General features: G+C 60.6%; 26 protein-coding genes. 8 read left to right on the top strand and 18 right to left on the bottom strand.

Translation table 11 applies throughout. The annotated features are described in order from the left end of the window. Positions 1–296 precede the first annotated feature (296 nt). Genes C5J24_RS32005 through C5J24_RS22235 form a run of 3 tightly spaced genes read left to right on the top strand, consistent with a single transcriptional unit; the run spans position 297 to position 1126 of the window. Positions 297–473: a hypothetical protein gene (locus C5J24_RS32005; RefSeq protein ID WP_172724094.1), complete on the top strand. Its 177-nt coding sequence runs from the start codon at positions 297–299 to the stop codon at positions 471–473. Continuing rightward, positions 470–676 (top strand): hypothetical protein, encoded by a 207-nt coding sequence (locus C5J24_RS32705; protein ID WP_105421026.1) that lies wholly within the window; start codon positions 470–472, stop codon positions 674–676. The genes C5J24_RS32005 and C5J24_RS32705 overlap by 4 nt, the downstream gene beginning before the upstream one ends. 33 nt (positions 677–709) lie before the next feature. Next, a complete protein-coding gene (locus C5J24_RS22235; RefSeq protein ID WP_245446754.1) occupies positions 710–1126 on the top strand; it encodes a hypothetical protein in 417 nt (138 codons plus the stop codon). Between the two features lie 655 nt (positions 1127–1781). On the opposite strand, the gene C5J24_RS22230 is transcribed toward C5J24_RS22235, so the two are convergent. The 8 genes from C5J24_RS22230 to C5J24_RS22195 all read right to left on the bottom strand — a co-directional run bounded on the left by C5J24_RS22230 (position 1782) and on the right by C5J24_RS22195 (position 11288). Continuing rightward, entirely contained in the window at positions 1782–2825 is a 1044-nt protein-coding gene (locus C5J24_RS22230; RefSeq protein ID WP_105421024.1) for a sn-glycerol-3-phosphate import ATP-binding protein UgpC, read from the bottom strand. Next, a complete protein-coding gene (gene ugpE, locus C5J24_RS22225; RefSeq protein WP_105421022.1) occupies positions 2825–3673 on the bottom strand; it encodes a sn-glycerol-3-phosphate ABC transporter permease UgpE in 849 nt (282 codons plus the stop codon). The genes C5J24_RS22230 and ugpE overlap by 1 nt, the downstream gene beginning before the upstream one ends. A gap of 9 nt (positions 3674–3682) precedes the next feature. Further along, a complete protein-coding gene (gene ugpA, locus C5J24_RS22220) occupies positions 3683–4564 on the bottom strand; it encodes a sn-glycerol-3-phosphate ABC transporter permease UgpA (RefSeq protein WP_105421020.1) in 882 nt (293 codons plus the stop codon). A 65-nt stretch (positions 4565–4629) separates the two neighbouring features. Continuing rightward, on the bottom strand, positions 4630–5934 hold the full coding sequence (gene ugpB, locus C5J24_RS22215) for a sn-glycerol-3-phosphate ABC transporter substrate-binding protein UgpB (RefSeq protein WP_105401595.1): 1305 nt from the start codon (positions 5932–5934) through the stop codon (positions 4630–4632). Positions 5935–6038: 104 nt separating this feature from the next. Next, on the bottom strand, positions 6039–6860 hold the full coding sequence (locus C5J24_RS22210; protein ID WP_105401594.1) for an inositol monophosphatase family protein: 822 nt from the start codon (positions 6858–6860) through the stop codon (positions 6039–6041). Between the two features lie 28 nt (positions 6861–6888). Beyond that, positions 6889–7950, bottom strand: a complete 1062-nt coding sequence (locus C5J24_RS22205; RefSeq protein WP_105401593.1) for an ABC transporter ATP-binding protein — start codon at positions 7948–7950, stop codon at positions 6889–6891. Beyond that, positions 7947–10178, bottom strand: coding sequence for an iron ABC transporter permease (locus C5J24_RS22200; protein WP_105421018.1), 2232 nt, complete (start codon positions 10176–10178; stop codon positions 7947–7949). Before C5J24_RS22200 ends, C5J24_RS22205 begins: the two co-directional genes overlap by 4 nt. An 81-nt stretch (positions 10179–10259) precedes the next feature. Next, entirely contained in the window at positions 10260–11288 is a 1029-nt protein-coding gene (locus C5J24_RS22195) for an ABC transporter substrate-binding protein (protein ID WP_046631738.1), read from the bottom strand. Positions 11289–11479: 191 nt separating this feature from the next. Between C5J24_RS22195 and C5J24_RS22190 the strand changes: the two genes are divergently transcribed. Beyond that, entirely contained in the window at positions 11480–12481 is a 1002-nt protein-coding gene (locus C5J24_RS22190; RefSeq protein WP_105421016.1) for a substrate-binding domain-containing protein, read from the top strand. 39 nt (positions 12482–12520) lie between these two features. Here C5J24_RS22190 and C5J24_RS22185 read toward each other — a convergent pair whose 3' ends face one another. From C5J24_RS22185 to C5J24_RS22155, 7 genes are all read right to left on the bottom strand, one after another. Then, positions 12521–14380 (bottom strand): DUF2264 domain-containing protein, encoded by a 1860-nt coding sequence (locus C5J24_RS22185; protein ID WP_105421058.1) that lies wholly within the window; start codon positions 14378–14380, stop codon positions 12521–12523. 63 nt (positions 14381–14443) lie between these two features. After that, positions 14444–15724: an ABC transporter substrate-binding protein gene (locus C5J24_RS22180; protein WP_105421014.1), complete on the bottom strand. Its 1281-nt coding sequence runs from the start codon at positions 15722–15724 to the stop codon at positions 14444–14446. A 31-nt stretch (positions 15725–15755) separates the two neighbouring features. Continuing rightward, the gene (locus C5J24_RS22175) at positions 15756–16487 is read right to left on the bottom strand and encodes a DUF624 domain-containing protein (RefSeq protein WP_105421012.1); all 732 of its coding nucleotides are present in this window, start codon (positions 16485–16487) and stop codon (positions 15756–15758) included. Positions 16488–16507: 20 nt separating this feature from the next. Continuing rightward, on the bottom strand, positions 16508–17617 hold the full coding sequence (locus C5J24_RS22170) for an ABC transporter ATP-binding protein (protein ID WP_105421010.1): 1110 nt from the start codon (positions 17615–17617) through the stop codon (positions 16508–16510). A 9-nt stretch (positions 17618–17626) separates the two neighbouring features. Next, positions 17627–18799 carry a glycoside hydrolase family 88 protein gene (locus tag C5J24_RS22165; protein WP_105421008.1) on the bottom strand — a complete coding sequence of 391 codons (1173 nt, stop codon included), beginning with the start codon at positions 18797–18799 and terminating at the stop codon, positions 17627–17629. 4 nt (positions 18800–18803) lie between these two features. Beyond that, positions 18804–19640, bottom strand: coding sequence for a carbohydrate ABC transporter permease (locus tag C5J24_RS22160; RefSeq protein WP_040125532.1), 837 nt, complete (start codon positions 19638–19640; stop codon positions 18804–18806). 3 nt (positions 19641–19643) lie between these two features. Further along, positions 19644–20642 (bottom strand): carbohydrate ABC transporter permease, encoded by a 999-nt coding sequence (locus tag C5J24_RS22155; RefSeq protein WP_205412826.1) that lies wholly within the window; start codon positions 20640–20642, stop codon positions 19644–19646. Between the two features lie 172 nt (positions 20643–20814). Here C5J24_RS22155 and C5J24_RS22150 point away from each other — a divergent pair, with 172 nt between their 5' ends. Beyond that, positions 20815–22596 (top strand): heparinase II/III family protein, encoded by a 1782-nt coding sequence (locus C5J24_RS22150; protein WP_105421004.1) that lies wholly within the window; start codon positions 20815–20817, stop codon positions 22594–22596. A gap of 11 nt (positions 22597–22607) precedes the next feature. Beyond that, the gene (locus tag C5J24_RS22145; RefSeq protein ID WP_105421002.1) at positions 22608–23396 is read left to right on the top strand and encodes a carbohydrate-binding protein; all 789 of its coding nucleotides are present in this window, start codon (positions 22608–22610) and stop codon (positions 23394–23396) included. Between the two features lie 195 nt (positions 23397–23591). On the opposite strand, the gene C5J24_RS22140 is transcribed toward C5J24_RS22145, so the two are convergent. From C5J24_RS22140 to C5J24_RS22130, 3 genes are all read right to left on the bottom strand, one after another. Beyond that, positions 23592–23912, bottom strand: a complete 321-nt coding sequence (locus tag C5J24_RS22140) for a type II toxin-antitoxin system RelE/ParE family toxin (RefSeq protein WP_105421000.1) — start codon at positions 23910–23912, stop codon at positions 23592–23594. Next, positions 23909–24193, bottom strand: a complete 285-nt coding sequence (locus C5J24_RS22135; protein ID WP_105420998.1) for a type II toxin-antitoxin system ParD family antitoxin — start codon at positions 24191–24193, stop codon at positions 23909–23911. Before C5J24_RS22135 ends, C5J24_RS22140 begins: the two co-directional genes overlap by 4 nt. A 549-nt stretch (positions 24194–24742) precedes the next feature. After that, positions 24743–25333 (bottom strand): TetR/AcrR family transcriptional regulator, encoded by a 591-nt coding sequence (locus C5J24_RS22130; protein ID WP_105420996.1) that lies wholly within the window; start codon positions 25331–25333, stop codon positions 24743–24745. 117 nt (positions 25334–25450) lie between these two features. On the opposite strand from C5J24_RS22130, the gene C5J24_RS22125 reads away from it, so the two are divergent. After that, entirely contained in the window at positions 25451–25873 is a 423-nt protein-coding gene (locus tag C5J24_RS22125) for a tautomerase family protein (protein WP_105420994.1), read from the top strand. Between the two features lie 65 nt (positions 25874–25938). Beyond that, entirely contained in the window at positions 25939–26334 is a 396-nt protein-coding gene (locus C5J24_RS22120) for a VOC family protein (RefSeq protein WP_105420992.1), read from the top strand. Positions 26335–26518 lie beyond the last annotated feature (184 nt).

The following is a 26518-nucleotide window of genomic DNA, read 5'->3' as shown; positions in this document are numbered from 1 at the left end:
CCGCTCCCCCTCGTTCATATGCTGTACAGGTCAACTGCAGACAATGGCGGCCCCAGATCCGATTACTTTCAGTCGTGAGAATGGAGGCGCAACCTGTTGGATGCTCGCTGCAAAGAGATTATCACCGCCTACATTGACCGTGAATACGGCGACTCGCCATTGGCTATTGAGGAAGCGCTTTCCCTGGCCTTCGAGCAAGGCACTCAGGCGGCGAAGCACCGAGGAGATGCTAGCTCCTGTCCCTACAGCGCAGTTTCTGACCCAGAGCCTTTTCTGGCTTGGGTGGAAGGTTTCGAGTGCTGTTCTATTCGATGAGCCTGCTGCCGGGCGCGCGGTATCGGGATGGCTACAAATACGTCGGCCGTGTCGGGACCGGCTTTCAGCGCGACGCCGCCCCATCGCTGAAGAAGCAGTTCGACAAGCTCAAGACGAAGCTGCCGCCGGTGAAGGCGCCGGGAAGAAGCTGGCGTTGACTGCTCCGGCGCTTGCCGCCGAGATCGAGTATCGCGCGTGGACGAATGACGAAAAGCTGCGGCACCCGTCATTCAAGGGGCTGCGCGATCCCGATGATACTTCCGACGTTCACCGGCTGCGGGATCAGGTTGTGGCACGATTTCCGGCCACTCGGACTGGAACAAGTTTTTGCGTTTGGCAGATTGATTTCTCGTCAGGATAGAATATCGCTTAGGAAAATCTCAGCCGGGGGTAGATGATGAGAAATATGATTGCCGCTTTCACGCTTGCCGTGTTTTCCATCGGGGCAAGCGGACTGGCGGAGGCTTCCGACAGTTTCAAAAAGCAGTCCCTCTCCAGAACCGTCATGAGCGGTGTCCGCACAAAGCTGGGCCAGCACTGGCATATCAACAACGATTGCAGTTTGGCTGACGTACCGGTTGTCCGCATCGTCGAACCGCCCAAACACGGACGCGTCGAAATCGTCCGTCAATCGGTCTTCCCGACCTCGTCAGGAAAACTTGAGCGGTGCCGCACCGTTAAAGTCATGGGCCTGGTTGCCTATTATACCGCCAAAGCGGGCTATGTCGGAGAGGACAGTTTCGTGCTGAGATCGCCCTACGGGGATGGGAAAATCGCAGACACTACGATGAACGTGACGGTGCTGAAGTAGTGAGGTGACCATCCGCCTCCGCGACGTCGGCATGCGCGTAGCGCTGCGCGAAGTCGAGAGTCCTGATCAGGGCGTCCCGACTTTAACAACGGCAAAATTGAGAGTACGAAAACTTTTCAAAATTAATGAGGCAATTATGAAAACTTTTCAGACTTAGAGCGCTGCACCATTTGTACAGGGACGGTGCAGAATTCCGATTTTTAGAAATGGGCTGTGCGGAGACGCAAATTTCGGCATCGATGTTCACGGCTGGAATCTAGGCATTTGCTACATAAGTCCGCAAGATCCTCCAGCAGCGCTGCCTTCTAGACGTCCGAGCTGGCGCCATGCAAGCGCTCCATCAGCGCCGCACGCTTTGCGACGGTACTGCTTTCACCTGTCCGGGCGGGAAGTGCGCACGCCAGCCTTTTCGTTTTCGGGCCGCTCAAGGCCACAGTGGTTCCTTCTGCCGAAGTTGCCAGTTTCCGCCCATGTAGCCAATTGGCGGCAGAAAGCATGGCAAGCTTCGGCTGCAAAATGCACACCTGAATTGGATGCCGGAGCGGTTCGAACGCTGCAAGTGCCGTAAGATCCCGGGTACTGACCCCGGGGCTTCACGATGACATGTTGCGCGCCACAGCCGGCGATCTTCCATGGAACGAGCGTTGGCCGGCCGTCAGACCCTCTTGCCGGCCGCATCGAACAGATGGAAGCGGGCGGCGTCCGCCGTCAGGGCCATGGTCTCGCCGATCTGGATGGCTGAGCGGCCTGGGACGCGGAAGACGACGGGACTGCCGTCGGCGGTCAGGGCATGGACGTAGCTTTCGGCGCCAACCAGTTCGACCGCCGCCACCTGGACTTCGGCCCGGACGGGTCCGTGAGCATTGCCGTTGGCGATCACGATGTCCTCCGGGCGGATGCCGATCGTGGCGGCACTGTTGGGCAGTCGCGCCTCGGGCGACATCTTCCAGCCGGCGCCGTTGCCGAGTTTCATGAGGTTCATGGACGGCGAGCCGATGAAGGTGGCGACGAAAGTGGTCTCGGGCTTTTCATAGAGTTCGATCGGCGTGCCGACCTGCTCGATCCGGCCGGCATTCAAAACGACCAGCCGGTCCGCCAGCGTCATCGCCTCCATCTGGTCGTGGGTGACGTAGATCGAGGTCGTGGCGAGCGAACGCTGCAGGCGGCGGATCTCGACCCGCATCTGGACGCGCAGCTTGGCGTCGAGGTTGGAGAGCGGTTCGTCGAACAGGAAGGCTGACGGCTTGCGCACGATGGCGCGGCCCATGGCGACACGCTGGCGCTGGCCGCCGGACAACTGCCGCGGCTTGCGTGCGAGGAACGGCTCGATCTCCAGCGCCCGCGCCGCCTCGGTGATGCGACGGTCGATCTCGTCTTTCGGCGTGTTGCGGTTCTTGAGGCCGTAGGCGAGGTTCTGTCGCACGGTCATGTGCGGATAAAGCGCGTAGTTCTGGAAAACCATGGCGATGTCCCGCTCTGCCGGTTCCAGTTCGTTGACGCGCTTGTCGGCAATCGTCACCTCGCCAGACGAAATGCCTTCGAGACCCGCCACCATCCGCAGAAGGGTGGATTTTCCGCAGCCCGACGGGCCGACCAGCACGATCATCTCGCCGTCTTCGATATCGAGCGATACGCCCTTGATCGCCTCGATATTGCCACCATAGACCTTGCGGACGTCCTTCAGTTCAATTCTTGCCATTACTTCTCGGTCTCCACCAAACCTTTGACGAACCAGCGCTGCATCAGCACCACGACGATGACGGGAGGAATGATCGCCAGGATCGCGGTGACCATGACGTAGTTCCAGGGGGTTGAGGCATCCGCGAAATCGACCATGCGGCGCAGGCCGATGATGATCGTGTTCATCTTCGCGTCATTGGTGACCAGCAGCGGCCACAGGTATTGCGTCCAGCCGTAGATGAACAGGATGACGAAGAGTGCCGCGATATTGGTCGTCGACAGCGGTAAAAGGATGTCGCGCATGAAGCGGAACGGCCCGGCATTGTCGATGCGGGCAGCCTCGACCATCTCGCCCGGGATCGTCAGGAAGAACTGCCGGAAAAGAAAAGTGGCGGTGGCAGAGGCCATCAGCGGCAGCGTCAGCCCCGCATAGGTGTCGATCAGGCCGAGATCGACGATGACCTTGTAGGTCGGCAGGATGCGCACTTCGACCGGCAGCATCAGGGTGATGAAGATCATCCAGAAGAAGCCCATGCGGAAGGGAAAACGGAAGAAGACGATCGCAAAAGCCGACAGGAAGGAGATGAGGATCTTGCCGATGGCAATCGCGATCGCCACCACGAAGCTGTTGAACAACAGCCGCTCGAGGCTCACCCCGACCACGCGCTCGACGCCGCCGGAGATGGATTCGGTGTAGTTCTCCATCATCTGGCCGCCGGGCAGCAGCGACAGCGGCGGACGGATGATGGCGCTCGACGTCGCCGTCGAAGCGATGAAGGTATAATAGATCGGAAAGGCAACAATGACGATGCCGAGGATCAGCGTCAGGTGCCCCATCAGGGTGGCGAGCGGGCGGTTCTCAATCATCGGATCACCTCAACCATAATGCACGCGCCGCTCGACGAAGCGGAACTGGAAAGCCGTGAGCGCGATGACGATGACCATCAGCACCACCGACTGGGCGGCGGAGGAGCCGAGGTTGAGGTTCACGAAACCGTCGTTGTAGACCTTGTAGACCAGCGTCTCGGTCGCCTTGGCGGGCCCGCCGCCGGTCACCGAATGGATGATGCCGAACGTGTCGAAGAATGCGTAGACGGTGTTGACGACAAGCAGGAAGAAGGTCGTCGGCGCCAGAAGCGGAAAGACGATGGTCCAGAAACGGCGGCTGCCGCGGGCGCCGTCGATTGCGGCGGCCTCCAGCAGCGATTTCGGGATGGCCTGCAGGCCGGCGACGAAGAACAGGAAATTGTAGCTGATCTGCTTCCAGGCGGCCGCCACCACGACCAGCACCATCGCCTGATCGCCGTTGAGCAACGGGTCCCAGGCGATGCCGTTGCGCCTGAGAAGATAGGCGAGCGTCCCCATGGCCGGATTGAACATGAACAGCCACAGCATGCCGGCCACCGCCGGCGCCACGGCATAGGGAATGATCATCATGGTGCGGTAGAAGCCCTTGCCGCGCACCACCAGATCCGCCGCCGTCGCCAGCAGCAGCGCCAGGCCCATCGAGAGCAGGGCGGTCGCGACGCTGAAGACGATCGTCACCTGCAGCGCATGAAGGTAATTCTCGTCCGACAGGATCAACCGGAAATTTGCCAATCCGACGAAACTGCTCTGCAGGCCGAACGGGTCTTCCCGCATCGCCGATTGATAGAGCGCCTGGCTTGCGGGCCAGAAGAAGAAGATGACAGTGAGGACGATCTGCGGCGCGACCAGGAAATAGGGCAGGATCTTGTTCGGAAAGACGACGCTTTGCACGGGCGGGCTCCCTTGGAATGCGAATGAGGCCGTCCGCATCGGCTGACGCGGACGGCCCTGGCTGCTTACTTGCCGATTGCCTGCTGGATCGCGGCATTGCCGCGTTCGACAACCTTGTTGAGCGCCGTCTTGGCATCCTGTTTTCCGGCCAGCATCGACTCGAACTCCTCGTTCATGATGTCGCGGACCTGCGGTAGGTTGACGAGGCGGACACCCTTGGAGTTTTCGGTCGGCGCCTTGCCCATCATCTGCAGGAGCGGCGCCTGGCGGCCGGGGTTCTTGTCGTAGAAGCCGGACTTCTTGGTGTCGTCATAAGCGGCCATCGTCACCGGCATATAGCCGGAAACCTGGTGCAGGCGGGCCTGGATCTTGGTCTGCGACAGGAAATTGAAGAACTCCGCAGTGCCCTTGTATTCCGCATCGCTCTTGCCGGCGAAGACCCAGAGGCTGGCGCCGCCGGGAATGGTGTTCTGCGGCCGGCCGGCGCCCTCGTAATAGGGAAGCTGGCCGATGCCGTAGTTCATGCCGGTCTTGATGATGTCGCCGAGACCGCCGGAGGATTCCGTCATGATACCGCATTCGCCCGACGTGAAGAGCTGCTTGGCTTCCGAAGTGCGGCCGCCATAGCGGAAGGTGCCGTCCTTGCCGAGATCGGCGATCGACTGGAAGTGCTTGACGAAGAACTCGGAGTTGACGGCAAGTTTCACGTCCACGCCGGCCAGCCCATTTTCGTTGCTGCCATAGGAGACGTTGTTCCAGGCGGCGAGATTCTCGGTCTGGATCCAGGTGAGCCAGGTCGAGGTCATGCCGCAGGGGGCCGCCCCACTGGTCTTGATCTTCTTGGCTGCCTCGAACACCTGCGGCCAGGTTTTCGGCGGGTTGGCGGCATCGAGGCCGGCCTTCTGGAAGATATCCTTGTTGTAATAGAGGATCGGCGACGAGGAATTGTAAGGGAAGGACAGCATGGTGCCGTCCGGCTTCGAGTAATAGGCGACGATGCCCGGCAGGTACTGCGACTTGTCGAATTTGTAGCCGCCCTTGGTCAGCACGTCGGCGACCGGCACGATGGCGCCCTGGGCGCCCATCATCACGCCGCTGCCCGCGTCGAACACCTGGATGATCGCCGGCGGCTGCTTGGCACGGAAGGCGGCAATGCCGGCATTCAGGGTTTCCGGATAGCTGCCCTTGAAGACCGGAACGATCTTGTAGTCCTTCTGGCCTTCGTTGAATTCCTTGGAAAGCTGCTCGACGACCTCGTTGTTGGCGCCGGTCATGGCGTGCCACCATTGGATTTCGGTGACGGCCATCGCGCTCGACGCCATGAGCAGCGATGTGGTTGCGGCAATTGCTGAAGCAAGAACGATTTTCATGGATGTTTTCCTCCCTTGACCATGAACCGAAGATAAGGTCCGACGAGGACCCTTTTCTGCGCGCCGCCGGACCTTATGGCTCGGACGACGCGTGAATGAAGCGGTTACGCAGCCGCCGAATCCCCTGCGCCGACACCGGCGATGCGTTTGAGATCGCTGACGGCGCCCGGGCCGGCGGCAAGCACCGGCGCACCCTTGGTCAGCCGCCCGCCTTCGGTGGGGAAGGGCAGGAACCAGCCGCCCGCCTCCTCGACGATGCAATAGCCGCCGAGGCAGTCCCAGGCGTGCATATAGGGCTCATAATAGCCGACCAGCCGGCCGGCGGCGACATAGGCGAGCATCAGCGCACCCGATCCCAGCCGGACGAAATTGCCGCCGCCTTCGAGGAGATCGTTGACGATCTTGCCGACCGCGGCCGGCGTGACATGGTGGTTGGCGCCGATGCCAGTCAGCCCGTTGCGGATCGTCTTGCGGCCATCAAGCGAAAGCCGCTTGCCGTTCAACGTGGCGCCCTGTCCGGCCGCTGCGGAATAGATTTCTTCGTAACAGGGCACAAAAATCACGCCGACGACCGGCTTCTTGTCATGGAGAACGGCGATCGAGACGCACCAGTTCGGCATGCCGCTGACAAAGGGGCTGGTGCCGTCGATCGGATCGACGACCCAGGTATAGCCGGAACTGCCTTCGGCAAGCCCGTATTCCTCGCCCAGGAAGCCGTCGTCCGCGAATGTGTCGGACACCCGGTCGCGGATGAGGTTTTCCACCTCCCGGTCGGCGATCGAGACGACATCCTGCGGATCGCCCTTGGTTTCGATGACCAATGTTTCGCGCCGGCTGAAATAGTCGAACGCGACCTTTCCCGCTTCCCGCGCGATCTTTTCGGCAAGCGCGTGGCGATCCTTGATGTGCTGCTCGTTATTATTCATGAAGAAACATGCCCCTGTTCAAAGACTCTCATTCCGCGATGATGGCGATGCCGCGGCTCTTGAGGCCGATGGCAACCTGTGTGCCGGGAGGAAGAGGGCGGTCGACCGACGGGTCGACGATGAACAACGTCCCGCCGCTCGTTTCCGCCTCGTATTCGATATGGTCGCCGAGATAGGCCGTGTGGCTGATCCGCCCGGAAAAGGCGGCGCTTTCGGCGGGTTCGACGGTGATGGCGCTCGGTCTCACCGCAAGCTTGCCGCGGCCGGGCCTTGCCCCGCGCGCCGGCACGACGTGGCGCAGTCCCTCGATGCTGACGGTCGCCTGCGCGCCCGAGATGTCGATGATCTCGCAATCCACGACATTCGCCTCGCCGATGAAGTCGGCGATGAAGGATGAGGCTGGTGCCTCGTAAAGCTCGCGCGGGCTGCCCTCCTGGGCGATGCCGCCATCTTTCATGACGATGATCTTGTCGGAGACCGCCAGCGCCTCGTCCTGGTCGTGGGTGACGTAGACGGCGGTGAACTGCAGGCGCTGCTGAAGCTCGCGGATTTCGGTGCGGACACGACGGCGCAGACGGGCATCGAGGTTGGACAACGGCTCGTCGAGCAGCAGGACCTGGGGTTCGAGGACCAGCGCGCGGGCAACTGCGACGCGCTGCTGCTGGCCGCCGGACAGTTCGGCGGGAAGACGACGTCCCATGCCTGCAAGGCCAACGAGTTCGAGCCCGTGCTCGGCCTTTTCACGCGCTTGCCTCCGGCTCAGCCCCGACGACTCCAGCCCGTAGGCGATATTGTCGAGCGACGTCATGTGCGGGAAAAGGGCGTAGGACTGGAAGACCATCGAGACGTCCCGCTCATTGGCCGGCAGCATGGTGACATCCTTGCCGCCGATCAGAATGCGGCCGGAGGCCGGGTGTTCGAGGCCGGCGAGCATGCGCAGCGTCGTGGTCTTGCCGCAGCCGGAGGGGCCGAGCAATGTCACCAGCGTGCCGGGCTCGACGGTCAGCGACAGGTCGTGAATGGCCGTGAAGGCGCCGAAGGTCTTGCGGACGTTCTGGAAAACGACGGATCCGGCATTGGCGGGTCTCATGCGATTTTCTCCTGCGGAAGGGAAGTCGGAACACGGGCGAGTTCGGCCGAGATGCGGTTTTCGCGCCTTAGCCGCCGTTCGCCGACGAGCAGCTGAAAACCGGTAATGACGGCGATCATCACCACGATCAGCATGGAGGAATAGGCGATCGCCACGCCGTATTCGCCGTTCTCGACCAGCCCGACGATATAGGAAGTCGCCATGTTGTACTGGGCGCTGACCAGGAAGACGACGGCGCTGATCGAGGTGATGGCGCGTACGAAGGAATAGACGAGTGCGGCGGTGATGGCCGGCCTCAGGAGCGGCAGGATGACTTTGCGGATGGTGCGGAAGCTGGTTGCCCCGAGCGTCATCGAGGCTTCGTCGAGGCTCTTGTCGAGCTGGCTCATGGCGGCGATACCGCCGCGCACGCCGACCGGCATGTTGCGGAAGACGAAGCAGGCGACGAGGACGAGCGCGGTGCCGGTCATTTCGAGCGGCGGCAGGTTGAAGGCCATGATGTAGCTGATGCCGATGACCGTGCCGGGAATGGCGAAACTCATCATCAGCGCAAATTCGAAGAGTTCGCGGCCGGCAAATTTCTGCCGCACGATCACATAGGCCGTGGCCAGTCCGACGGCGGCGGTCAGCGGCGCCGAGATCAGCGCGATCTCCATCGTCGTCCAGAAGGAATTCCAGGCCACTCCGGTCCAGACCAGCGAACCGTCGCGGACGGTGACGGAGAAAGCCTTGGCGTAGTGGGCAAGCGTCAGCGTGTTGTCGAGACCCCAGGTCTTCACGAAGCCACCGAAGATGATCATGCCGTAGACGACGAGCGTGAAGATCATCCAGGGGATGACGAGCATATGTACGGCAATCGAAAGCGGGCGGGGCAGCGCGATATGGGCGCCGCTGTCGCCTTTGCCGGTGACGGTCGCGAAATTCTTGCCCGAAAGCCAGAGCCGCTGCGCGAGGAAGGCAGACAGGGTGAAGCAGAGCAGGATCATGGCGAGCACCGCGGCGCGGGCCGGATCGTTCTGCGAACCGACGACGGCAAAGAAGATTTCCGTCGAAAGCACGCCGTGACTGCCGCCGAGGACCAGCGGGTTGCCGAAATCCGCCATGCTTTCGATAAACCCGATCAGGAAGGCGTTCGCGAGCCCCGGCTTCATCAGCGGCAAGGAGACGCGCCAGAACGTGCGCCAGCGGTTTGCGCGCAATGTCTGGGAGGCTTCCTCCATCGAGGGGCTGACCCCTTCGACGACGCCGATCAGGACGAGAAAGGAGATTGGCGTGAACGACAGCACCTGGGCGATCCAGATGCCGGTGAGGCCATAGAGCCAGCGGCTCGGCTCTATGCCGAAGACAGACGAAAGGCCCTCGGTGACGACACCGGCACGGCCGAACAGGAGCGTCAGCGCCAGGCCGATGACGAAGGGTGGCGTGATGATCGGCAGCACGGTCAGGAGCCGCAGGCCCTTCTTGAAGGGAAAATGCGTGCGGGTTGCGACCAGTGCGAAGGCGAGGCCCAGCAGCGTTGAGCCTGCAGCCGTCATGATCGCCAGGAAAAGTGTACGCCAGGCGATCCCGCAGCGTGCGCCGCCGGCAAGACAATCGAGGCTCCAGATCGAGGATTCGGCGATGTTGCGGCTGAACCCGTCGAAATTCACCGAACCGTCGACGTCCTGGAAGGCACCGATGAACATGCTGCCGATCGGATAAAAGACGAAGACCGCGACGAGGAAGATCAGCACGGAGATGGTCGAAACGACGAAGGCGTCGCCGCGCATCACGCCCCTTTCGGCAAGGCCGAAGGAAAATATCAGGACGAAGACCACGGACATCAGGACGGCGCCGGCACCCATCGACGACTGGCCGCTGGCGAGTTCACCGAAGAGCGTCTGGGTGATGGCCCAGTTCCAGCCGGTACCGCCGATTGCAAGCCCCTGGAGCGCGAGAAACACGATACCGAAGCCGCCCGCCCAGGCGAGAAGCGCGCCGCGCCGCATCGGGTCGGTCACGAACCGCGCCGCGGCCGCGCCGAAAAGTGCCAGCAAGGTGATGAACAACCAAAGCCGGCCGTGCACGAAGATCTGCAGCATCCCGGGAGCAGCCGAAGCCGCCCCCGGGAAGTCCCCCAGCCAGGTGAATGACAGAAACCCCTTCTCGATCCGGTACCACGGCAAAACGACCATGGCCGCGGCGCCTAAGGCAAGGACAAGGTCCAGTCTGCGATTGCGATGGTCCATGGCAGGCCGCGACCTCATCGAGAGCATGGAAAGTCCGGTCGCGCCACAGGTGAAGCCGCAGCGCGACGATGGCGATCGGGATCAGTTGGCGCTCGCGCCGATTTCCTTGTCCCAGCGCTCGAGCAGCTTTTTGCGGGTGTTCGGGTCGCCGTATTTGGTGAAGTCGTAGTCGATCAGCTTGATGTCGGCGAATTTAGGCGCTTCCTTCGGCACGTCCGCCTTGGCGTTTGACGGAAGCTGGAAGGACTTCGCCTCCTTCATGTGCGACTGCACGTCGGCCTTCAGCGCCCAGTCATACCACTTCTTGGCGCTCTCCAGGTTGCGCGCGCCCTTGACGATCGACATCGAGCCGATTTCGTAGCCGGTACCCTCGCAGGGCGCGATCGACTTGACCGGGAATCCCTCGACCGTCTGGGCGACCGCATCATGCATGAAGACGATGCCGATCGCCGTCTCGCCGCGGGCGGCGGCCTTGACCGGCGCCGAGCCGGACTTGGTATATTGCGAAATGTTGGCGTTGAGTTTCTTCAGGTAGTCGTAAGCCTTGTCCTCGCCCATGATCTGCACGAGCGTCGCCAGCGCCGTATAGGCGGTACCGGAGGAATTCGGGTTGGCCATCTGGATCTCGCCCTTGAACGAGGCATCCAAAAGGTCGGCCCAGCACTTGGGCTCCTTGTAGTTCTTCTGCTTGAAGAGTTCGGTATTGTAGCCCCAGCCGAGCGCGCCGGCATAAACGCCGACCGTGCGGAAACCGGAGCTTTCCGCCTGCTTCTTCGCCCAGTCGTTGAGCTCCCCGAGAAGCGGCGACTTGTACTCCTGCGTCAGTCCTTCGGATGCGGCCTGCAGATGCGGATCGCCGGTCCCGGCCCACCAGATATCGGTTTTCGGATTGCGCGCCTCGGCGCGGATCTTGGCATAGGTTTCTCCGGAAGACAGGCGAACCATGTTCACCTGAATGCCGGTATCCTTCTGGAACATCTGCTGCATCATTTCGCAGATGACCACGTCGGCAGAGCAGATCAGGTTGAGTTCTTCCGCGGCACGAGATGCCGATACGTTCATAGTCAAGCCGGCCGCCAGAGCGGCAGCGGCTGTGAGAGCCAAGCGCATGATTATCCTCCCAGATTATGGTGACGCCTCCACATCACCCGCCTTTGCAAGCGTGTGCAATGGTTCCATGGAGTTGGGGGCCTTGTCAATAACAAATTGCTAAACAATATGACCTCCAGCCGCATTTCTTGTCATCTGCTTGTTGCACTCGCTTGCAAAAATGGGCATTGATTGAGACAAGGGAGAGGGCGATGAGCCGCAGGATTTTTGTCAGCGCCAAGGAAGTCGCTGACCGGGCTGGTGTGTCCAGGTCGGCCGTTTCGCGCACGTTCACGCCGGGCGCAAGCGTTTCGGAGGAGACGAGGCGACGGGTGATCGAGGCGGCCGAGGCGCTGGGTTATCATGTCAACCACCTCGCTCGCGGGCTGATGCGCAACGAAAGCGGCATTGTCTGCCTGATCGTGTCCGAGCTCGATACGCCCTACCGTGCCAGCCTCATCCGGGCGCTCACCGGCCAGCTCCAGAGTGCCTCGAAGATCGCCATGCTGATCAATACCGACCGCTCCGACGACAGCGTCGACCAGGCGCTCCGGCAGGCGATCAGTTACCGCGCCGACGCGTCGATCATCCTGTCCGGCATGCCGGACAGGTCGATCACCGATCTCTGCCTGAAGAGCGGACAAAGGCTTGTGCTGATCAACCGCGACGAGGATCGCGACGGCGCCCTGATGATCAACCTCAACGATCGCGACGCGGCCCGGCGTAGCTTCATCGCCTTGCTGCGCGCCGGCTGCCGCAACTTCGCCTTTGCCAATTCGGAAGCGATGACGCCGAGCCTGATGGCCCGCGAGGAGGGTTTTTGCGCTGCCGGTCGCGAGCATGGCTTGGAGGTAACTGTCGAGCGTTTCGGCTCCACCACCTATCAGAGCGGCGCGGTGCTGGCGCAGCGGCTGCTCACCCGCGAGACGCGACCGGACGCGATCTTCTGCGTCAACGATCTGCTTGCCTGCGGCCTGATGGATGCCGCTCGGTTTCAGTTCAACCTTGCCGTTCCGTCCGAACTCTGTGTCGTCGGCTTCGACGACATCGAGCAGGCCTCCTGGACCTCCTACAATCTGACCACCTTTGCCCAACCCGTCGACCGGATTGCAGCCGAAGCCGTGGCCTGGCTCGATCAGGTCACGCCGGCTCAGACGAACTCGCGAAGACTTGAGGCGGACCTCGTCTGGCGCGGATCGGTGAGGGGCGGATGAAGCGGCAAGCAAGTATAGGACAGGCCGTTGTGGCCTGCCTCATTTGGCGCCGCCGAGGTTGAAGGCGGGAATCACCTGTCCATCCGCGCGGAACAGCCGCTCCAGTTCCGCCACATCCGGGCAGGCCGGGACAGACTGCAGAAAGGCCGGGTCCATCTCGGCATTGGGGAGCGCGATGACCGCCGCGGCAAGCACCGTAGTGCCTGCCTCGACCTGTCCACGCAGCTGCGGAAGAAGCGTCCTTGCGTGAACGAGATTGCTATTGGCGATCGGGCTCATGGCGTGGCCCTCCCGCCTGAAGGCAGGTGAAAGCTCGATGATTGCGCTGGTGTCGGTCTGACCATACCACACGGCCAGACCTTCGCCGCGGCTGGCGATATCAGCCTGGAAATCCGCCTGTTCGATGGCAAAGCCGCCCTCCGTCGTTTCCAGCGCGCGCGGCGTGACGATGCGGTGGATGCGGATGTGCCAGGGGTTGGCCGGCACCAGCCAGGTCTCCACCGCAACATCGCTCCAGGGCTTCCAGCGGGAATAGAGCCTGTCGCCGGCGATCAGCGCCTGCTCGAGCGTTTCGCGCATGCGGAAATGCACACCGTCATCGGAAAGCCCCAGCATGCCGTCAAAACTTGCTGCCGCGAAATGCCGGTCGTTGGCCTCGATGTTGAAGGCGTAGCGCGTGGAATAGACGAATTTCGAGTATTTCTCGTGGGCGCCGCGCATCTTGTCGTGCTGCTGCCCGGAGGCGAGGACGACCACGTTGCCGGGCGTATGCATGGCGACCATGCCGGGTTCCTTGAGCGGAACCGGGTCGGCAAAGGCGGGTGCCGGTGCTTCCTCTGCCAGCCAGAACGGATGGTCGGCAGGCAGAGCCAGGGGCAGAAAGAATTTCAGCGCCCAATAGGGCGAGCAGGCAGAGTTGTAGCTCTCGCTCATCAGGAGATTGGGATAGCCGTAGCCGATCGACAGAACCCCATCGCGGTCGGCGATCGGAAGCTTCGACCACCAGCGGATATGGCGCATGTAGTAGCCCTTGATCTCGGCCCAGGGCAGGGCCTCGACGCCCGCAAATGCCAATGCGCCCCAGAAGCCGCCGGCGGCAAAGCGATATGTCTGGCTGCGCCCGAAGGCAAGCGCCGCGCCATCCGGACCGAACCAGTGACGGATATCCTGGGCAAAGACACGGGCACGTTCGCGATAGCCATCGCCGCGCGCAGTATCGGCCTTCGCGAGCACCGAATAGATCAGCGCATAAAAATGCAGGGCGAAGGGGATATAGTGGTCGACGCGCTTGACCGGCCCGTCGCGATACCAGCCTTCGCCCAGCCGAAAGGCCTCCGTCTCGTCGAGATACGTCTCCGTCATGGATCGGTCGAAGCTTATGCCGACGCGCGTCAGGCCGAGATCGATGAGAACCCGGAAGAATTTCCAGTTGTTGTCGATGAACTCCTTGTCGCGGGCCGACAGGAGGTAGGCTGCGACGGCTTTCTTCTGCCCTTCGCCCAGCGGATCCCAGATGTGTTCGGGGACCATGGCAAGCGCAAAACCGACCGCTGCCAGTTCCACCTGACGCTGGTCGCGATCGGAGATATCGCCCCAATATTCCGGATGAGAGGGATCGGTGCCATTTGCGAGACCGCGGCGGTAGAGGTCCCAATGCGGGAAGTCATGGCCTCCGGCTGCAAGCGGCACGATGCCCCAGAGCGGTCGGGCAAAACCTTCAAGATCGGCCGCAGCACGATCGAAATGCGCGCCGGTCGCGCTCAGGCGAACCCGTGCGCCGCCTTCGGAAAAATAGGCAAGAAGCGGCTTGAACAGATCCAGGACCGCTCTGCCGAGATCGGCTCGGGAAAGAAGAGGGTTGCCGTAAAGGGGATTGGCTTGGACTGGGTCGTAGATCACGGGCAAACCATTTTTAGTGGGAAAAAAGACCCGCGGAAGACGTGTCCTCCGCGGGTCGGGTTGTTACTTGATGGCCTTCACGCCGTCGGTCATTTCCTTCAGGCCGTCGTCGATCGAGATGTTGTCGGTCATGATCGAGTCATGCGCACGGTTGAGAACAACCTCGATCTTCGCGGCATTCGGATTGACGGCCATTTCCAGGAAGGACTTGCCGGATTGCAGCGCGTCCTTGCTCGCCTGGTCCTGGGGGAAGCCCGGCAGCGATGCGATCTTGGCGGTGACTTCCGGGGTGCGGACGGTCGGGATCGTGCCGGTGCCGGCGATGATGGCCGCGCCTTCCGGACCGGTGACGAACTTGATGAAGTCGAGCACTTCGGCCTTGTGCGTGGAGTTGGCATTGACGGCGAGACCGGAAATCTGCGCTGCGGTCGTGCCTGCTGCAACGCCATCCGGTTGCGGGAACTTCACGATCCCCCAGTTCTTGCTCTTGGATTCGCCGGAGGCGACCTTGGCGATCTGGGTGCCGACGAACCAGGTACCCATCGGCAGCATGCCGATCGTGCTGTTGAAGAACAGCGCCGAGTAGTGGGTATTGGAGGTCTTCAGTGACGCATAGGACGGAACGACGCCGGCCTTCTGCAGGGCAAGCGCGCGCTCATACCAAGGCTTCAGGAAAGCGTAGTCCGGACCCGCGAGCGTCTGTTTGCCGTCGAGGATGCCCGGAAGCTGGACCGTGGAGCGCCATGTATGGAAGAGCGCGCCGTAGGTCTTGTTCGCGCCCATGCCGCCGGCGAGCTTTGTGGCGATCTGGTCGAACTGCGCCCAGGTCATGTCGTTGGTCGGGTAGGTGACCCCGGCTTTGTCGAAAATGTCCTTGTTGTAATAGACGACCCAGAAATCCGAGCGGAACGGCAGGGCATAGATCTTGCCGTCGATCTTGAGTTCGTCGACGAGGCCGCCGAACGACGCCGGGTCGATCTTCTGTTCCGTCATGAAGCCGGAGAGGTCCGAGATCGAGCCGGCGCGGACGAGGTTCGTGTAATTCGGAACGTCCTTGACGGTGACGATGTCGATATCCTTGGAACCGCCCGCGAGCTGGGTTGCGATCATCTGCTGGTAGTCCTGCGAACCGAGGTCCACGGATTCGAACTTAACGTTCGGATTCTTGGCCTGGTATGCGGCGATCAGCGGCTTGTAATAAGCCGTCTTGTCCCAATCCCACAGCGCCCATTTGAGCGTCACGGCATTGGCCGACTGTGCGTATGCCGATCCTGCGATCGACGTCGCCATGGCGAGACCCGCCATCGCGAGCCTCACCGATCTCCCGAATTTCCCCAAATACATTTCCGTTCTCCTTCCCTGAAGTGTCTCTGGATTAGATATGCTTAGCGTCACCAGCCTGTGGTTCGCGATGCGCCTGTATTGCCATTGGCAGGGCTAGAACCATGACCGCTGCCCGATGGACGCCGAATGTGACGGCGAACATTCCGAGTGAAAAGTTGAGGGTGGCCGGCATGAACACGGACACCGGATAAAAGACGATATGCGCGAGCCAGAGCGCGGCCACGAATGCAAGCGCGCCGAGCGCCGGCAGCGGACGGACGACCGATGCAATGGCTGCCAGCCGCAGCAGCATTGGGGCCGAAAGATCACGCATCACCATCAGCACGACCAGGTGGCAGGCCACCACGGCGATGAAAACCGTGGCGATCAGCGCGATCGTCAGCGGCAGAGCCAGGACGAGATTGTCTTTTGCGGTCGCGGCATAGGTGACGATCGCATAGACGCCGAGGCCGATCGCAAGGGTGAAGGCCAGGCCCCACGCGGTCGCCCGCCAGAAATATCGGAAAAACGCTTCCGTGAAATCCCGCAGGAGATAGGTGTTGCGGTCTTCGACGAGGGCGACCGAAATGCGGGCGGTCGCAGCGATTGCAGCGGGGATGGTGACGACGAAGAGTGCGGCCAGAATGAACAGGATGTTCAATTTGACCATCTCCCACCATTCGCGCGCGAACGTATCGGCGAAAAGGGCAAGACCGGTCTTCTTCGGCGCATTCTTCGGAATGCCCGGTCCTTCCTTCGTCCACATGTCGCGCAGCCATTGCATGGCCGTTTCCTCCCGCTCGCCTAATAAAGGATCGAGCGCTCCGTTTGCCTGTCGAACAACTGCATATTGGTCGTGTCGACGACCAGCTTGACCTCGTCGCCGATCGCGCCCTTGAATCGTGGCGACACGCGCGCGATGAAGCTGCGTCCTCCGGCGATGATGTTGAGGTGGATTTCCGAGCCCATCGGTTCGGCGAGTTCCATGACGGCGCTGAAGGGCGCCAGGTTTTCCGGCGCGATATCGGCCGGCGGCAATTCGTGAAAATTCTCGGGCCGGATGCCGATGACCAGCTCGCGGCCTTCGTAGGGTGCGATGCGGCTTTTGTCGAAATGCGCCGGCAATGGCAGTTCCCGCCCGTCGAACGAGGCGAAATACCGCTCGCCGCGCCGTTCGATCACCGATGGCATCATGTTCATCTGCGGCGCGCCGATGAAGCCGGCGACGAACATGTTGACTGGCCGATCATAGAGGTTCTGCGGCGTGTCGACCTGTTGGATATGCCCGTCCTTCATCACCACGATGCGATCCGCCATGGTCATCGCCTCGATCTGGTCGTGGGTGACGTAGATGAAGGTGGCATGCAGACGCTTGTGCAGCTTGGTGATCTCGGCGCGCATGGTGCCGCGAAGCTTGGCGTCGAGATTGGAGAGCGGTTCGTCCAGCAGGAAGACGGCCGGATTGCGCACCATGGCACGCCCGAGTGCGACGCGCTGGCGCTGGCCGCCGGACAGCGCCTTCGGCTTGCGGTTGAGAAGGTGGGTGATGTCGAGGATCTTTGCCGCGTCCTGAACCTGGCTGTCGATGAAATCCCGGGACACTTTGCGAAGCTGCAGGCCGAAAGCCATGTTCTTGTAGACGGTCATATGCGGATAGAGCGCATAGTTCTGGAAGACCATGGCGATGTCGCGGTCCTTCGACGGCACATCGTTCATCAGGTCGCCGCCGATCTGAAGCTCGCCGCCGGAGATCTCCTCCAGCCCGGCGATCATCCGCAGCGTCGTCGACTTGCCGCAACCCGAAGGGCCGACGAGAATGATGAATTCCTTGTCGGCGATCTCCAGGTCGATGTCATGGACGACCGTGAGGGCGCCGTAGGACTTGTTCAGTTTTTTCAGTGAAATGCTGGCCATCGGATTCTCTCACCAATAGGAAGACCAGGCGCGCGACAGGCGCGTCAGGGCTTCCATGTAATAATAGTCGCCCCAGGAGACGCACTCGTCGACGCCTTCGCCGCGGCAGGTATTGTAGGGCGATTTTTTCGAATAGGTTCCGTTGAGGACAAGGCCGTTGGACATGGCCGGATCCTTGACCGCATAGTGCTCGGAAAGACTTTTCATCATGCGCCGGGCAAGCTCGCGGTAACGCGCGGCGACATCGGCCTCGACAAGGTCGGCCATTTCGAGAAGTCCGCAGGCGACGATCGAGGCGGACGAACTATCGCGCGGCTCACCATCGTTCTCGGAGAACACAAGGTCCCAGTAAGGCACCATGTCGGCCGGCAGCTTCTTCAGATAGAAATCGAGAAGCCGGTCGAACGCGTCGCGATATTCTTCAATCGGCTCGTAGCGATAGGAAAGTGCCATGCCGGCAACGCCCCAGGCCTGCCCGCGCGCCCAAAAACTGTCGTCCTTGTAGCCCTGTTTCGTCGCACCACGCACGGGCGCGCCGGTAACCGGATCCATGTAGAACGTATGATAGGTGGAATTGTCCGGCCTGATCGAATTTGCCAGCGTGGTGCGGGCATGGATGAGCGCGACGTCGCGATATTTGTCATCACCGGTCTCGCGGCTTGCCCAATAGAGCAAAGGCAGGTTCAGCAGGCAGTCGATGATGTAGCGGTATTCCTCCGCGACACCCTTGCGGCCCCAGGCCTGGATGAACTGGCCGATCGGCTGGAAGCGCTCGACAAGCTGGTCCGCGGCCAGGATGGCGGCCTTGCGCCCGTCCTCGTCGCCAACCAGCTTCCATGCGGCGATGCAGGACGGCGAATAGAGAAAGCCCATGTCGTGGTGGTCGGTCTCGATGCGGTTCTCGATCCTATGCAGGAAGCTTTGCACCTGGATCTGCGCTGCATGCTGGAAAATCTTGTCGCCCGTATGCTCGAACGCCAGCCAGATTTCTCCCGGCCAGAAACCTGCGGTCCACTGGGTATTGTCGACGGCGGGATAAAAATTGCCGACGCTGGAATGGTTCTGGGACGCGTAGGTGAAGGCCGGCAGATTGCGCCGGATCTGGGCGACGGCGAGATCGAGCGCTGCCTTGACCTCGGCATCGGTGATCGGTTGGGGAGCGATCTGCAGAACGGCATTCATGACGTTAACCCTTGAGGCCCGACGAAGCGACGCCTTCGACGAAAAAACGCTGCAGCGATAGGAAGACGATCAGCACGGGAATGAGGGCGACGACCGATGCTGCCATGATCAGCCCGTACTCGGCGGAATATTGCGAGATGAACATGCGCAGGCCGATCTGGATCGTCTTCAGCTCCGTCTTGGTCAGATAGATCATCGGACCGAGGAAGTCGTTCCAGGTGGTGACGAAGGTGAAGATGGTCAGCGTCGAAAGCGCCGGCTTCGACAGCGGCAGCATGATGCGCGCCCAGATCTGATATTCGTTCATGCCGTCGATGCGCGCCGCTTCGCAAAGCTCCGTCGGGATCGACATGTAGAACTGCCGCATGAGGAAGACGCCGAAGGCGGTGAAGGCCTGCAGGCAGATCAGCGCCAGATGGGTGTTGTTCAGGCCGAACTCGCGCATCAGCAGGAACTGCGGCACCATATAGACCTGCCAGGGCATGGCGATGGTGGCGATATAACCGAGGAAAAGGGTGTTCTTGTAGGGGAAATCGAGCTTGGCAAAGGCATAGGCCGCGAAGCTCGAGGTCAGCAGCTGGAGCAGGGTGACGATGATCGTCAGCTTCGATGTGTTGTAGATGAACAGGCCAAGCGGGATCTTCGTCCAGATGTCCACGTAGTTCTGCCACTGCGGCTGCGACGGAATCCACTCGATCGGGAAGACGAAGACGTCCCGGCTGAGTTTCAGCGAAGCGGACAGCATCCAGGCGAAAGGCATCAGCATCACGGCGGTGATGACGATGACAGTCGCATAGACTGCAATGCTCTTGGCGGTGACCTTGCGTCCGGCAATCTTCACGGATCAATCCTCCTTCTGTCGGCGGAACTGGACGACCGTGACCGCCAGTACGAGAAAGAAGAGAACGAGCGCAATCATGCTGGAATAACCGAGGTCCCACGAAATGAAGGCTTCGTTGTAGATGTGATAAACGAGGACCAGCGTCGAGGTGCCGGGGCCGCCCTGGGTGATCATGTAGATCTGATCGAAGACCTTGAACGACTGGATGGTCAGCATGACCGTGACGAAGAAGGTCGTCGGCCCGAGCTGCGGCACCGTGACATAGACAAATTTCTGCCACGCATTGGCGCCGTCGAGATCGGCGGCCTCGTAGAGCTCGGAATTGATGCCCTGCAGCCCTGCGAGATAGATGACCATGTAATAACCCATGCTCTTCCAGACGCCGAAGAGGATGACCGTCACCATCGCCCAGTGCCGGTCGGCTGCCCAGCCCGGCATGTCCTTGGGGTCAAGGCCGAGCGTATAGAGGATCATGTTCACCGGCCCCATTTCGGGGTTGAAGATCATGTTCCAGACCACGGCGACGGCCACCAGCGAAGCGACATAGGGGAAGAACATCGCCGTGCGGAAGAAGTCGCGCCCGAAGATCTTCTGGTTCAGCAGGATCGCCAGGCCGAGCGCGCAGGCGAGCGTCGCGGGGACCGAGACGACCGTATAGATGATCGTGTTCCAGAATGCGGCAATGAAGACCTTGTCTTCGAACAGCCGCCAGAAATTGTCGAGGCCGGCGAAGGTGATCGCATTCGAGCCGTCCCAATGCATGAATGCCAGCACGAAGGCGAACAGGATCGGGCCGAGCGTGAAGACGGCAAAACCGAGGAAATTCGGGGCGATGAAGGAATAGGCGACCAGCGCGCTTTGTATCTTGCGCCGGCGGCGCGACAACACCTTGCTCGACCGCCGGGACGCTACCGGCGCATCACCTGCGGCAATGGTCGAATTCGACATGGACACTTTATCCCTCCTCGAACCAGGACGCTCCGATCGATGCCCAAGGGTCATCCACGACCGCTCATTGTCTTATGAGCGCGCCGCCTCCCTATCGAGGGGATAGCACATCTCTCACATTGGTCAAACAAATTTATGGATAAATCATATGAATTCTGTAGTCATCTTAAAATACGTATGATAGGTGGCGAATGAGGTCGTTTATCGGTCGCATGGAGGAAGGTTGATGTTCAGCGAGATCGCCGGGTCGTTGCCGCCGGTTTTGGCGGACTTCATGCCCGGCGCGCCGATCGGCGACCGGGCCGCCTGGGATGCCGTATCGGATGATATGCGCTTCGCGGTCATCCGGGATGCGGAGGCGGCGCTTGGCCGGCCGTGGCCGGTCATCAAAGCTTCCGATTATCGCGAATATTCGCTGAACGGCAACCGCTCGCGCTTTGAAGCGCTGTATTTTTCGCGGCGGCGGATGTTGAACGATCTGGTTCTTGCCGAGCTGCTCGAGGCCAGGGGGCGTTTCATCGATGCGATCGTCGACGGCATCTTCCTGATCTGTGAGGAAAGCGCTTGGCAGCTTCCGGCTCATAACGCTTACGAGCGGGGCGGGCAGCGGTTTGCAGTACCCGATCCGGAGCAGCCGGTCATAGATCTGTTTGCGGCGGAGACCGGGGCTCTTTTGGCGACCGTGGCTGCTCTGATGAAAGATCGGCTCGACCAGGTCAGCCCGCAGGTCGTCGCCCGCATCGAGCGGGAGATCCGGGTGCGCATATTGTCGCCCTATCTCGACCGGCATTTCTGGTGGATGGGCAACGGCACTGAACGAATGAACAACTGGACGGCGTGGATAACGCAGAACGTCCTGCTTTCGGCCTTTGCCCTGAAGACGGAACAGGACCTGCGGCGGCGGGTCGTCGCAAAAGCCCTTTCCAGCCTGGACGCCTTCATCAAGGATTATGCGCAGGACGGGGCCTGCGAGGAGGGCGTGGTCTACTATCGCCATGCGGCGCTCTGCATGGCCGGGGCGATGGCCATCCTCGACACGGTGGCGCCGGCTTCGATGACGCCGCTCTGGAAGGCTCCAAAAATCCGCAGCATGGCGGAATACATCGTCAACATGCATGTGGCCGGCCGCCGGTATTTCAATTTTGCCGATTCCGCCGCGGTCATGGAACCCTGCACCGTGCGCGAATATCTGTTCGGCAAGGCCGTCGGGTCCGATGTCCTGGCGGCATTTGCCGCACGCGACCGCCTGTCGTCCGAGCACAAGCATCTGCCCGAGGAGTGGAACCTCTGGTACCGCGTGCAGGAACTGCTGGTAACGCCGGCGGCCGGCGGGGAAGCGAAGCCGGCAGGCAATGCGTTCTATCCGGGAATTGGCCTGCTCGTTGCCCGCGACGACTGCTTTGCGCTCGCCGTCAAAGGCGGCAATAACGGCGAAAGCCACAACCACAACGATGTCGGCAGCCTGACGGTCTACAAGGACGGCAAGCCGTTCCTGATCGACGTTGGCGTCGAAACCTACACGGCAAAAACCTTTTCCTCCGAACGGTACGATATCTGGACCATGCAGTCGGGCTTCCACAACCTGCCAACTTTCGGTGGTGTGGGCCAGGCCGCCGGCGCGGATTTTTCGGCGCGGAATGTCCAGGCCGAGTTCGCTGAAAATCAGGCGCAGATATCGCTGGACATAACGCCCGCCTATCCGGCCGAGGCACGCGTGCAATCCTATCGGCGAACCGTCACGCTTCGGCGCGGGCAGGAGATCGAGGTCGTGGATATCCATGAGGGCGAACTGCCGGCGGTGCTTTCGCTGATGACTTGCGTCGAACCGACTATCGACCGCGCCATTCATTTCGGTGGTCTCGGCCGCATCGACCTTGATGGAGCCGGGGAGATTGAGGTGGACACAATCGATATCGACGATGCCCGCCTGCGCATCTCCTGGCCCCCAAGAATTTATCGACTGCGCATCCCCTTTGCCGGGACCTGCCTGAAACTGCGGATCGTCTGAGGAGGACGAGCATGGAACTGACACTGAAAGTCGTAGACGTGGCGGGCGAGGTTCGCGCCAGGGCAACGGGCACGGACGAGGCATATCTCGTTTTTCGCGACAGCTACAACGAAGGCGATCAGGTCGTCGTCGAAGCGTCCGAGCCAGGCTATCTCATGCTCGCCCTTGACGACGCGATGACGCCCGCGATCGTCTATATGAAGGGGCAGAGCTATGCGCTCGGGGTCCCTTTTGGTCCCAAGCGCATTCCTTATTCTCCGCGGGCCTTCGAAGGCAGGATTCACAGACTATGCGTCCGCAAGGCGCGGCCGGAGGAAATCGCGGCACGCCGGAACCTGGCGTTCAATCCATGGGACGACCACGCCAATGCCTCCATATTTCCGCACGCCAGGGCGAATGTGGAGACACGCGGGGAGGCGGTCTTTGCCGCCCGCAACGCCATCGACGGCGAAAAGCCGAACGACGATCATGGCTTCTGGCCCTACACGAGCTGGGGGATCAATCGCGATCCCGATGCGACGCTGACGCTCGATTTCGGCCGGCCGGTGAAAATCGACGAGATCGTTCTCTACCTGCGAGCGGACTTTCCGCACGACGCCTGGTGGGAAAAAGCCAGCGCCACCTTTTCCAACGCCGAGACCGCATGTTTCTCGCTGGTCAAGACAGGCGCGGCTCAGTGTTTCCCGGTGAGGGAGCAGACCGTGGAATGGATCAGACTGCACAGCCTGATCAAGGCCGACGACCCGTCGCCCTTTCCGGCACTGACCCAGATCGAGGTCTGGGGGCGCGAGGCGGATTAAGTGAATCAGCGCCGAAGGTTGCCCCCTATGATCGGTCCCGTAAAGCCTTGATCTACTGAGATGAAATGCAGATCGGGTGGGTCGCGATCGGCGCCGATGATGGCCCCGCCCTCGTTGCGAGTTTGCAAGTAAAGTCAGGCGATTACCGCCTTTTTAAGCGGGGTCAACCTTCGGTACTGTTTCACATCCTTGTTGCTATTTGCGATCGTGGAGAGGATCCTCGCCGCGTTGAAAGTGCTGCCCGGCGTACAGGAGGCGCAAAATGACCACCTCGTTGTCCTCGACAATAAACGCCACACTGACACGGCGCTCAAAACCGATAAGCCGCATTCCATTGCGCGCGTCGCGGATCGTGCCTCGTTCGGGAAATGTCTCAAATTCCGTCAGGAATGCCCGAACCCGCGCGATATAGTTGCGGGCTACGAGTGCGGACGATGACATCCTGCGCACTGACCGGTAAATCCAGGCGACATCTGCTTCGGCTTCCTCGGTGAGGCGAACGCGATAGCGCTTCACGCGCCCTCTTCCCGGTCAATGGCATCCATCTGCGCTTCGATACTCTCCCACGCCTCATCCAGCGGCCGGGCTTTACCGGGATTGGCTTTATGCGCGTCATACGCAGCTGCAGCTTCGTTGCGCAGCCATCGTTCGACAGCGTTTTCGCGTTCTTGCAAAGCCCGCAATCCCTCGCGGATAACTTCGCTTTCGGAAGCGTAATCTCCGCTGGATACGCGGCTTTTAACCAACGTCGCCATTTCGATCGGCAACGTGATACTCATCTGTTGAGTTGAACGCATGGGTTGCTCTCCTGTATTTCTACATCCTTATAGCATCAAATAGGATAGAATCCTACTCTTATCCTGACAGTCTTGGAAACCCTTGTAAGATTGTGATCAACAAATCGGCTTCGGTTAACCGCGCCCCGGCGGGTGTGCATCAGCGCCGAAGGTTGACCCCTATGATCGGGCCCGAAAAGCCTTGATCTACTGAGATGAAATGCAGATCAGGTGGGTCGCGACCGGCGCCGATGATGGCCCGGCCCTTGTTGCGAGTTCGCAAGTAAAGTCAGAGTCACCGCCTTTTTAAACGGGGTCAACCTTCGGTGCTGTTTCACAGTCCCCCAAGTCTCGAGCGTCAGGTCAAGGTTTCACCATTCTAATTGGTTCTCGCCCTTTGGTAGACCGCCGGAACTTTGCGGTCCAACCAACGGTGCAATTGTTCTCAGTCCGGAAAGTCGGCTTTGGGATAGGCCATCCGGGCAGCAGCGATTAAGGGGTCGGTTCCGGCTGGGGGCGAAATGACACCCTAAGCTTCGGTCAGCGCTGATTTCCGGGATGATCGCCAGATCAATAAACGGAACGTATCGCTTCCACCGTTACAAGCTTGGCAATCTTCTCGGATAGTACTGGGTCCGATACAGCCCGAGCAAGCGTGACGCCGCCGGTAAGCAGGGTGAGCAATAGAATTGCCTGATCTTCTCGCGAGGTTCCTGCCGAACGCGACGAAGGGCCTTCTGGCAGGCCGGCAGCGATTTCCGCGATAAGATGCTCCAGTTCTTCTGTGTAGACGCGTCTGGTTTCGTTATCAGTGCGCATTACATCTGCGGACAGGGTCGGAAGTGCACAGCTTTCGCCGAGATCGCATGTTCGCTTATAGCCTAGATAGTAGCCTACGAACGTTTCCAGCCAGCCCTGCGGTTGTTCGGTCCTAAGCGTCGCGATTCCCTGCCGCAATTCTTCCAGTCCGGCAACGACGGCTGTGCGGAATGCTTCGCTCTTCGATCTAAAGTGTCCATAAAATGCGCCGTTTGTTACGCCCGCTGCTTTTGTCAGCGCGTCAATGCCTGCGCCACCGTAGCCTTCCTTGCGGAACACTTGTCCGGCTGCTGCGACGACCTTCGACCGTGTCTGGTTCTTATGTTCGGCGCTGTAGCGCATATCGGCTCCTTTAAGAGTGATCACTCTTTATAATTGCATAGAGAGTGATCAGTGTGTATCGATAGAGAGTACTCAGTATATATCACGTCTGGACACATGTTAAACAAGGAGAGAACCATGCCTATCACACTGACCATACCGGAAGGTCTATTATCGCCTGCCGCGCAGGCCGAGGCCTTCGCAGGGCTGACTGAAGCCGTCCTTGAAATCGCCGGCCTCAGCGGAAACGCGTTCATGACCGCCAATGTCGTCGGTTCGATCAACGTGCTTCCCAAAGAACATGTTCTTGCTGCGGGGAAGCCCGTTAAGGCGGCTTTCGTTGAGCTAAAACTCCCCGAGATCGCGCTGGCGACACCGGAGGCAAAGAGGGCGTTTATCGAGAAGGCAACAGATGTGGTCGAGCGCGCCGCAGGAGGTCAGCTCAGGCGTGAATATATCTGGTCCAACATCGTCTACGCGCCCGAGGGAGCCTGGGGGATCGCAGGACGCAGCTACGATAATGCCGATCTCGTAGAAGCCATCACCGCCTCCGCCGCCTAACCCCATTTGACAAATTTCCAAGAATGCCGGGCTAGTCGGCCCGGTATTCGACAGGAGCTTATGAAATGCAGCTAGCCAACTATCTTTTCTTCACCACGCAGTGCGAGGCTGCGCTTACACTCTATACGGAATGTGGCCTTGGTCAGGTGACAACGCTTATGCGCCAGGGAGATCACGGCATTCCAATCGCCAGCGAAGCGATGAAGGGCAAGGTCATGCATGCCCGCTTCGAGGGGCCGGGCGTTCTGTTCTTTGCCTCGGACAATCACGATGCTGAGCCGATGCGAGGTTCCTCCCACATTCTCATCATTGGCAATCGCGACAGCGCCGACGGATTATTTACGAAACTCGCTGTCGGCGGAAAGGTAACGACGCCCCTCGCGATGCAGCCTTGGGGGAGCTACTATGGAAAGCTCACCGATCGGTACGGGGTTCAATGGATGCTTGACTGCAGAGTCTAGATTCTTCAGTCCGTTGTAGCTGCACGATGTTGGTGACGGTATTCTTGCCGATTGTGAATCAGCGCCGAAGCTTGACCCTATGATCGGGCCCGTAGAGCCTTGATCTACTGAGATGAAATGCAGATCGGGTGGGTCACGATCGGCGCCGATGATGCCCCACCCAGCCATCGCTATCTTCAGCATG

Origin of the sequence: Neorhizobium sp. T25_27, from assembly GCF_002968565.1 — a bacterium.
GTDB lineage: Bacteria > Pseudomonadota > Alphaproteobacteria > Rhizobiales > Rhizobiaceae > Neorhizobium > Neorhizobium tomejilense.
Note: the sequence above shows the minus strand (reverse complement) of the source record. Positions and strands in the feature narration are given on the sequence as shown.

Coding starts and splice junctions, on each gene's coding strand:
- C5J24_RS22145 (WP_105421002.1), top strand. CDS start 22,608: ATGGAACTGACACTGAAAGTCGTAGACGTGGCGGGCGAGGTTCGCGCC.
- C5J24_RS22180 (WP_105421014.1), bottom strand. CDS start 15,724: ATGTATTTGGGGAAATTCGGGAGATCGGTGAGGCTCGCGATGGCGGGT.
- C5J24_RS22200 (WP_105421018.1), bottom strand. CDS start 10,178: ATGGACCATCGCAATCGCAGACTGGACCTTGTCCTTGCCTTAGGCGCC.
- C5J24_RS22130 (WP_105420996.1), bottom strand. CDS start 25,333: ATGCGCTACAGCGCCGAACATAAGAACCAGACACGGTCGAAGGTCGTC.
- C5J24_RS22175 (WP_105421012.1), bottom strand. CDS start 16,487: ATGCAATGGCTGCGCGACATGTGGACGAAGGAAGGACCGGGCATTCCG.
- ugpE (WP_105421022.1), bottom strand. CDS start 3,673: ATGATTGAGAACCGCCCGCTCGCCACCCTGATGGGGCACCTGACGCTG.
- C5J24_RS22155 (WP_205412826.1), bottom strand. CDS start 20,642: ATGACCCTTGGGCATCGATCGGAGCGTCCTGGTTCGAGGAGGGATAAA.
- C5J24_RS22195 (WP_046631738.1), bottom strand. CDS start 11,288: ATGCGCTTGGCTCTCACAGCCGCTGCCGCTCTGGCGGCCGGCTTGACT.
- C5J24_RS22150 (WP_105421004.1), top strand. CDS start 20,815: ATGTTCAGCGAGATCGCCGGGTCGTTGCCGCCGGTTTTGGCGGACTTC.
- C5J24_RS22210 (WP_105401594.1), bottom strand. CDS start 6,860: ATGAATAATAACGAGCAGCACATCAAGGATCGCCACGCGCTTGCCGAA.
- C5J24_RS22170 (WP_105421010.1), bottom strand. CDS start 17,617: ATGGCCAGCATTTCACTGAAAAAACTGAACAAGTCCTACGGCGCCCTC.
- C5J24_RS22205 (WP_105401593.1), bottom strand. CDS start 7,950: ATGAGACCCGCCAATGCCGGATCCGTCGTTTTCCAGAACGTCCGCAAG.
- ugpB (WP_105401595.1), bottom strand. CDS start 5,934: ATGAAAATCGTTCTTGCTTCAGCAATTGCCGCAACCACATCGCTGCTC.
- C5J24_RS22165 (WP_105421008.1), bottom strand. CDS start 18,799: ATGAATGCCGTTCTGCAGATCGCTCCCCAACCGATCACCGATGCCGAG.
- C5J24_RS22120 (WP_105420992.1), top strand. CDS start 25,939: ATGCAGCTAGCCAACTATCTTTTCTTCACCACGCAGTGCGAGGCTGCG.
- C5J24_RS22230 (WP_105421024.1), bottom strand. CDS start 2,825: ATGGCAAGAATTGAACTGAAGGACGTCCGCAAGGTCTATGGTGGCAAT.
- C5J24_RS22135 (WP_105420998.1), bottom strand. CDS start 24,193: ATGCGTTCAACTCAACAGATGAGTATCACGTTGCCGATCGAAATGGCG.
- C5J24_RS22235 (WP_245446754.1), top strand. CDS start 710: ATGATGAGAAATATGATTGCCGCTTTCACGCTTGCCGTGTTTTCCATC.
- C5J24_RS22125 (WP_105420994.1), top strand. CDS start 25,451: ATGCCTATCACACTGACCATACCGGAAGGTCTATTATCGCCTGCCGCG.
- C5J24_RS22190 (WP_105421016.1), top strand. CDS start 11,480: ATGAGCCGCAGGATTTTTGTCAGCGCCAAGGAAGTCGCTGACCGGGCT.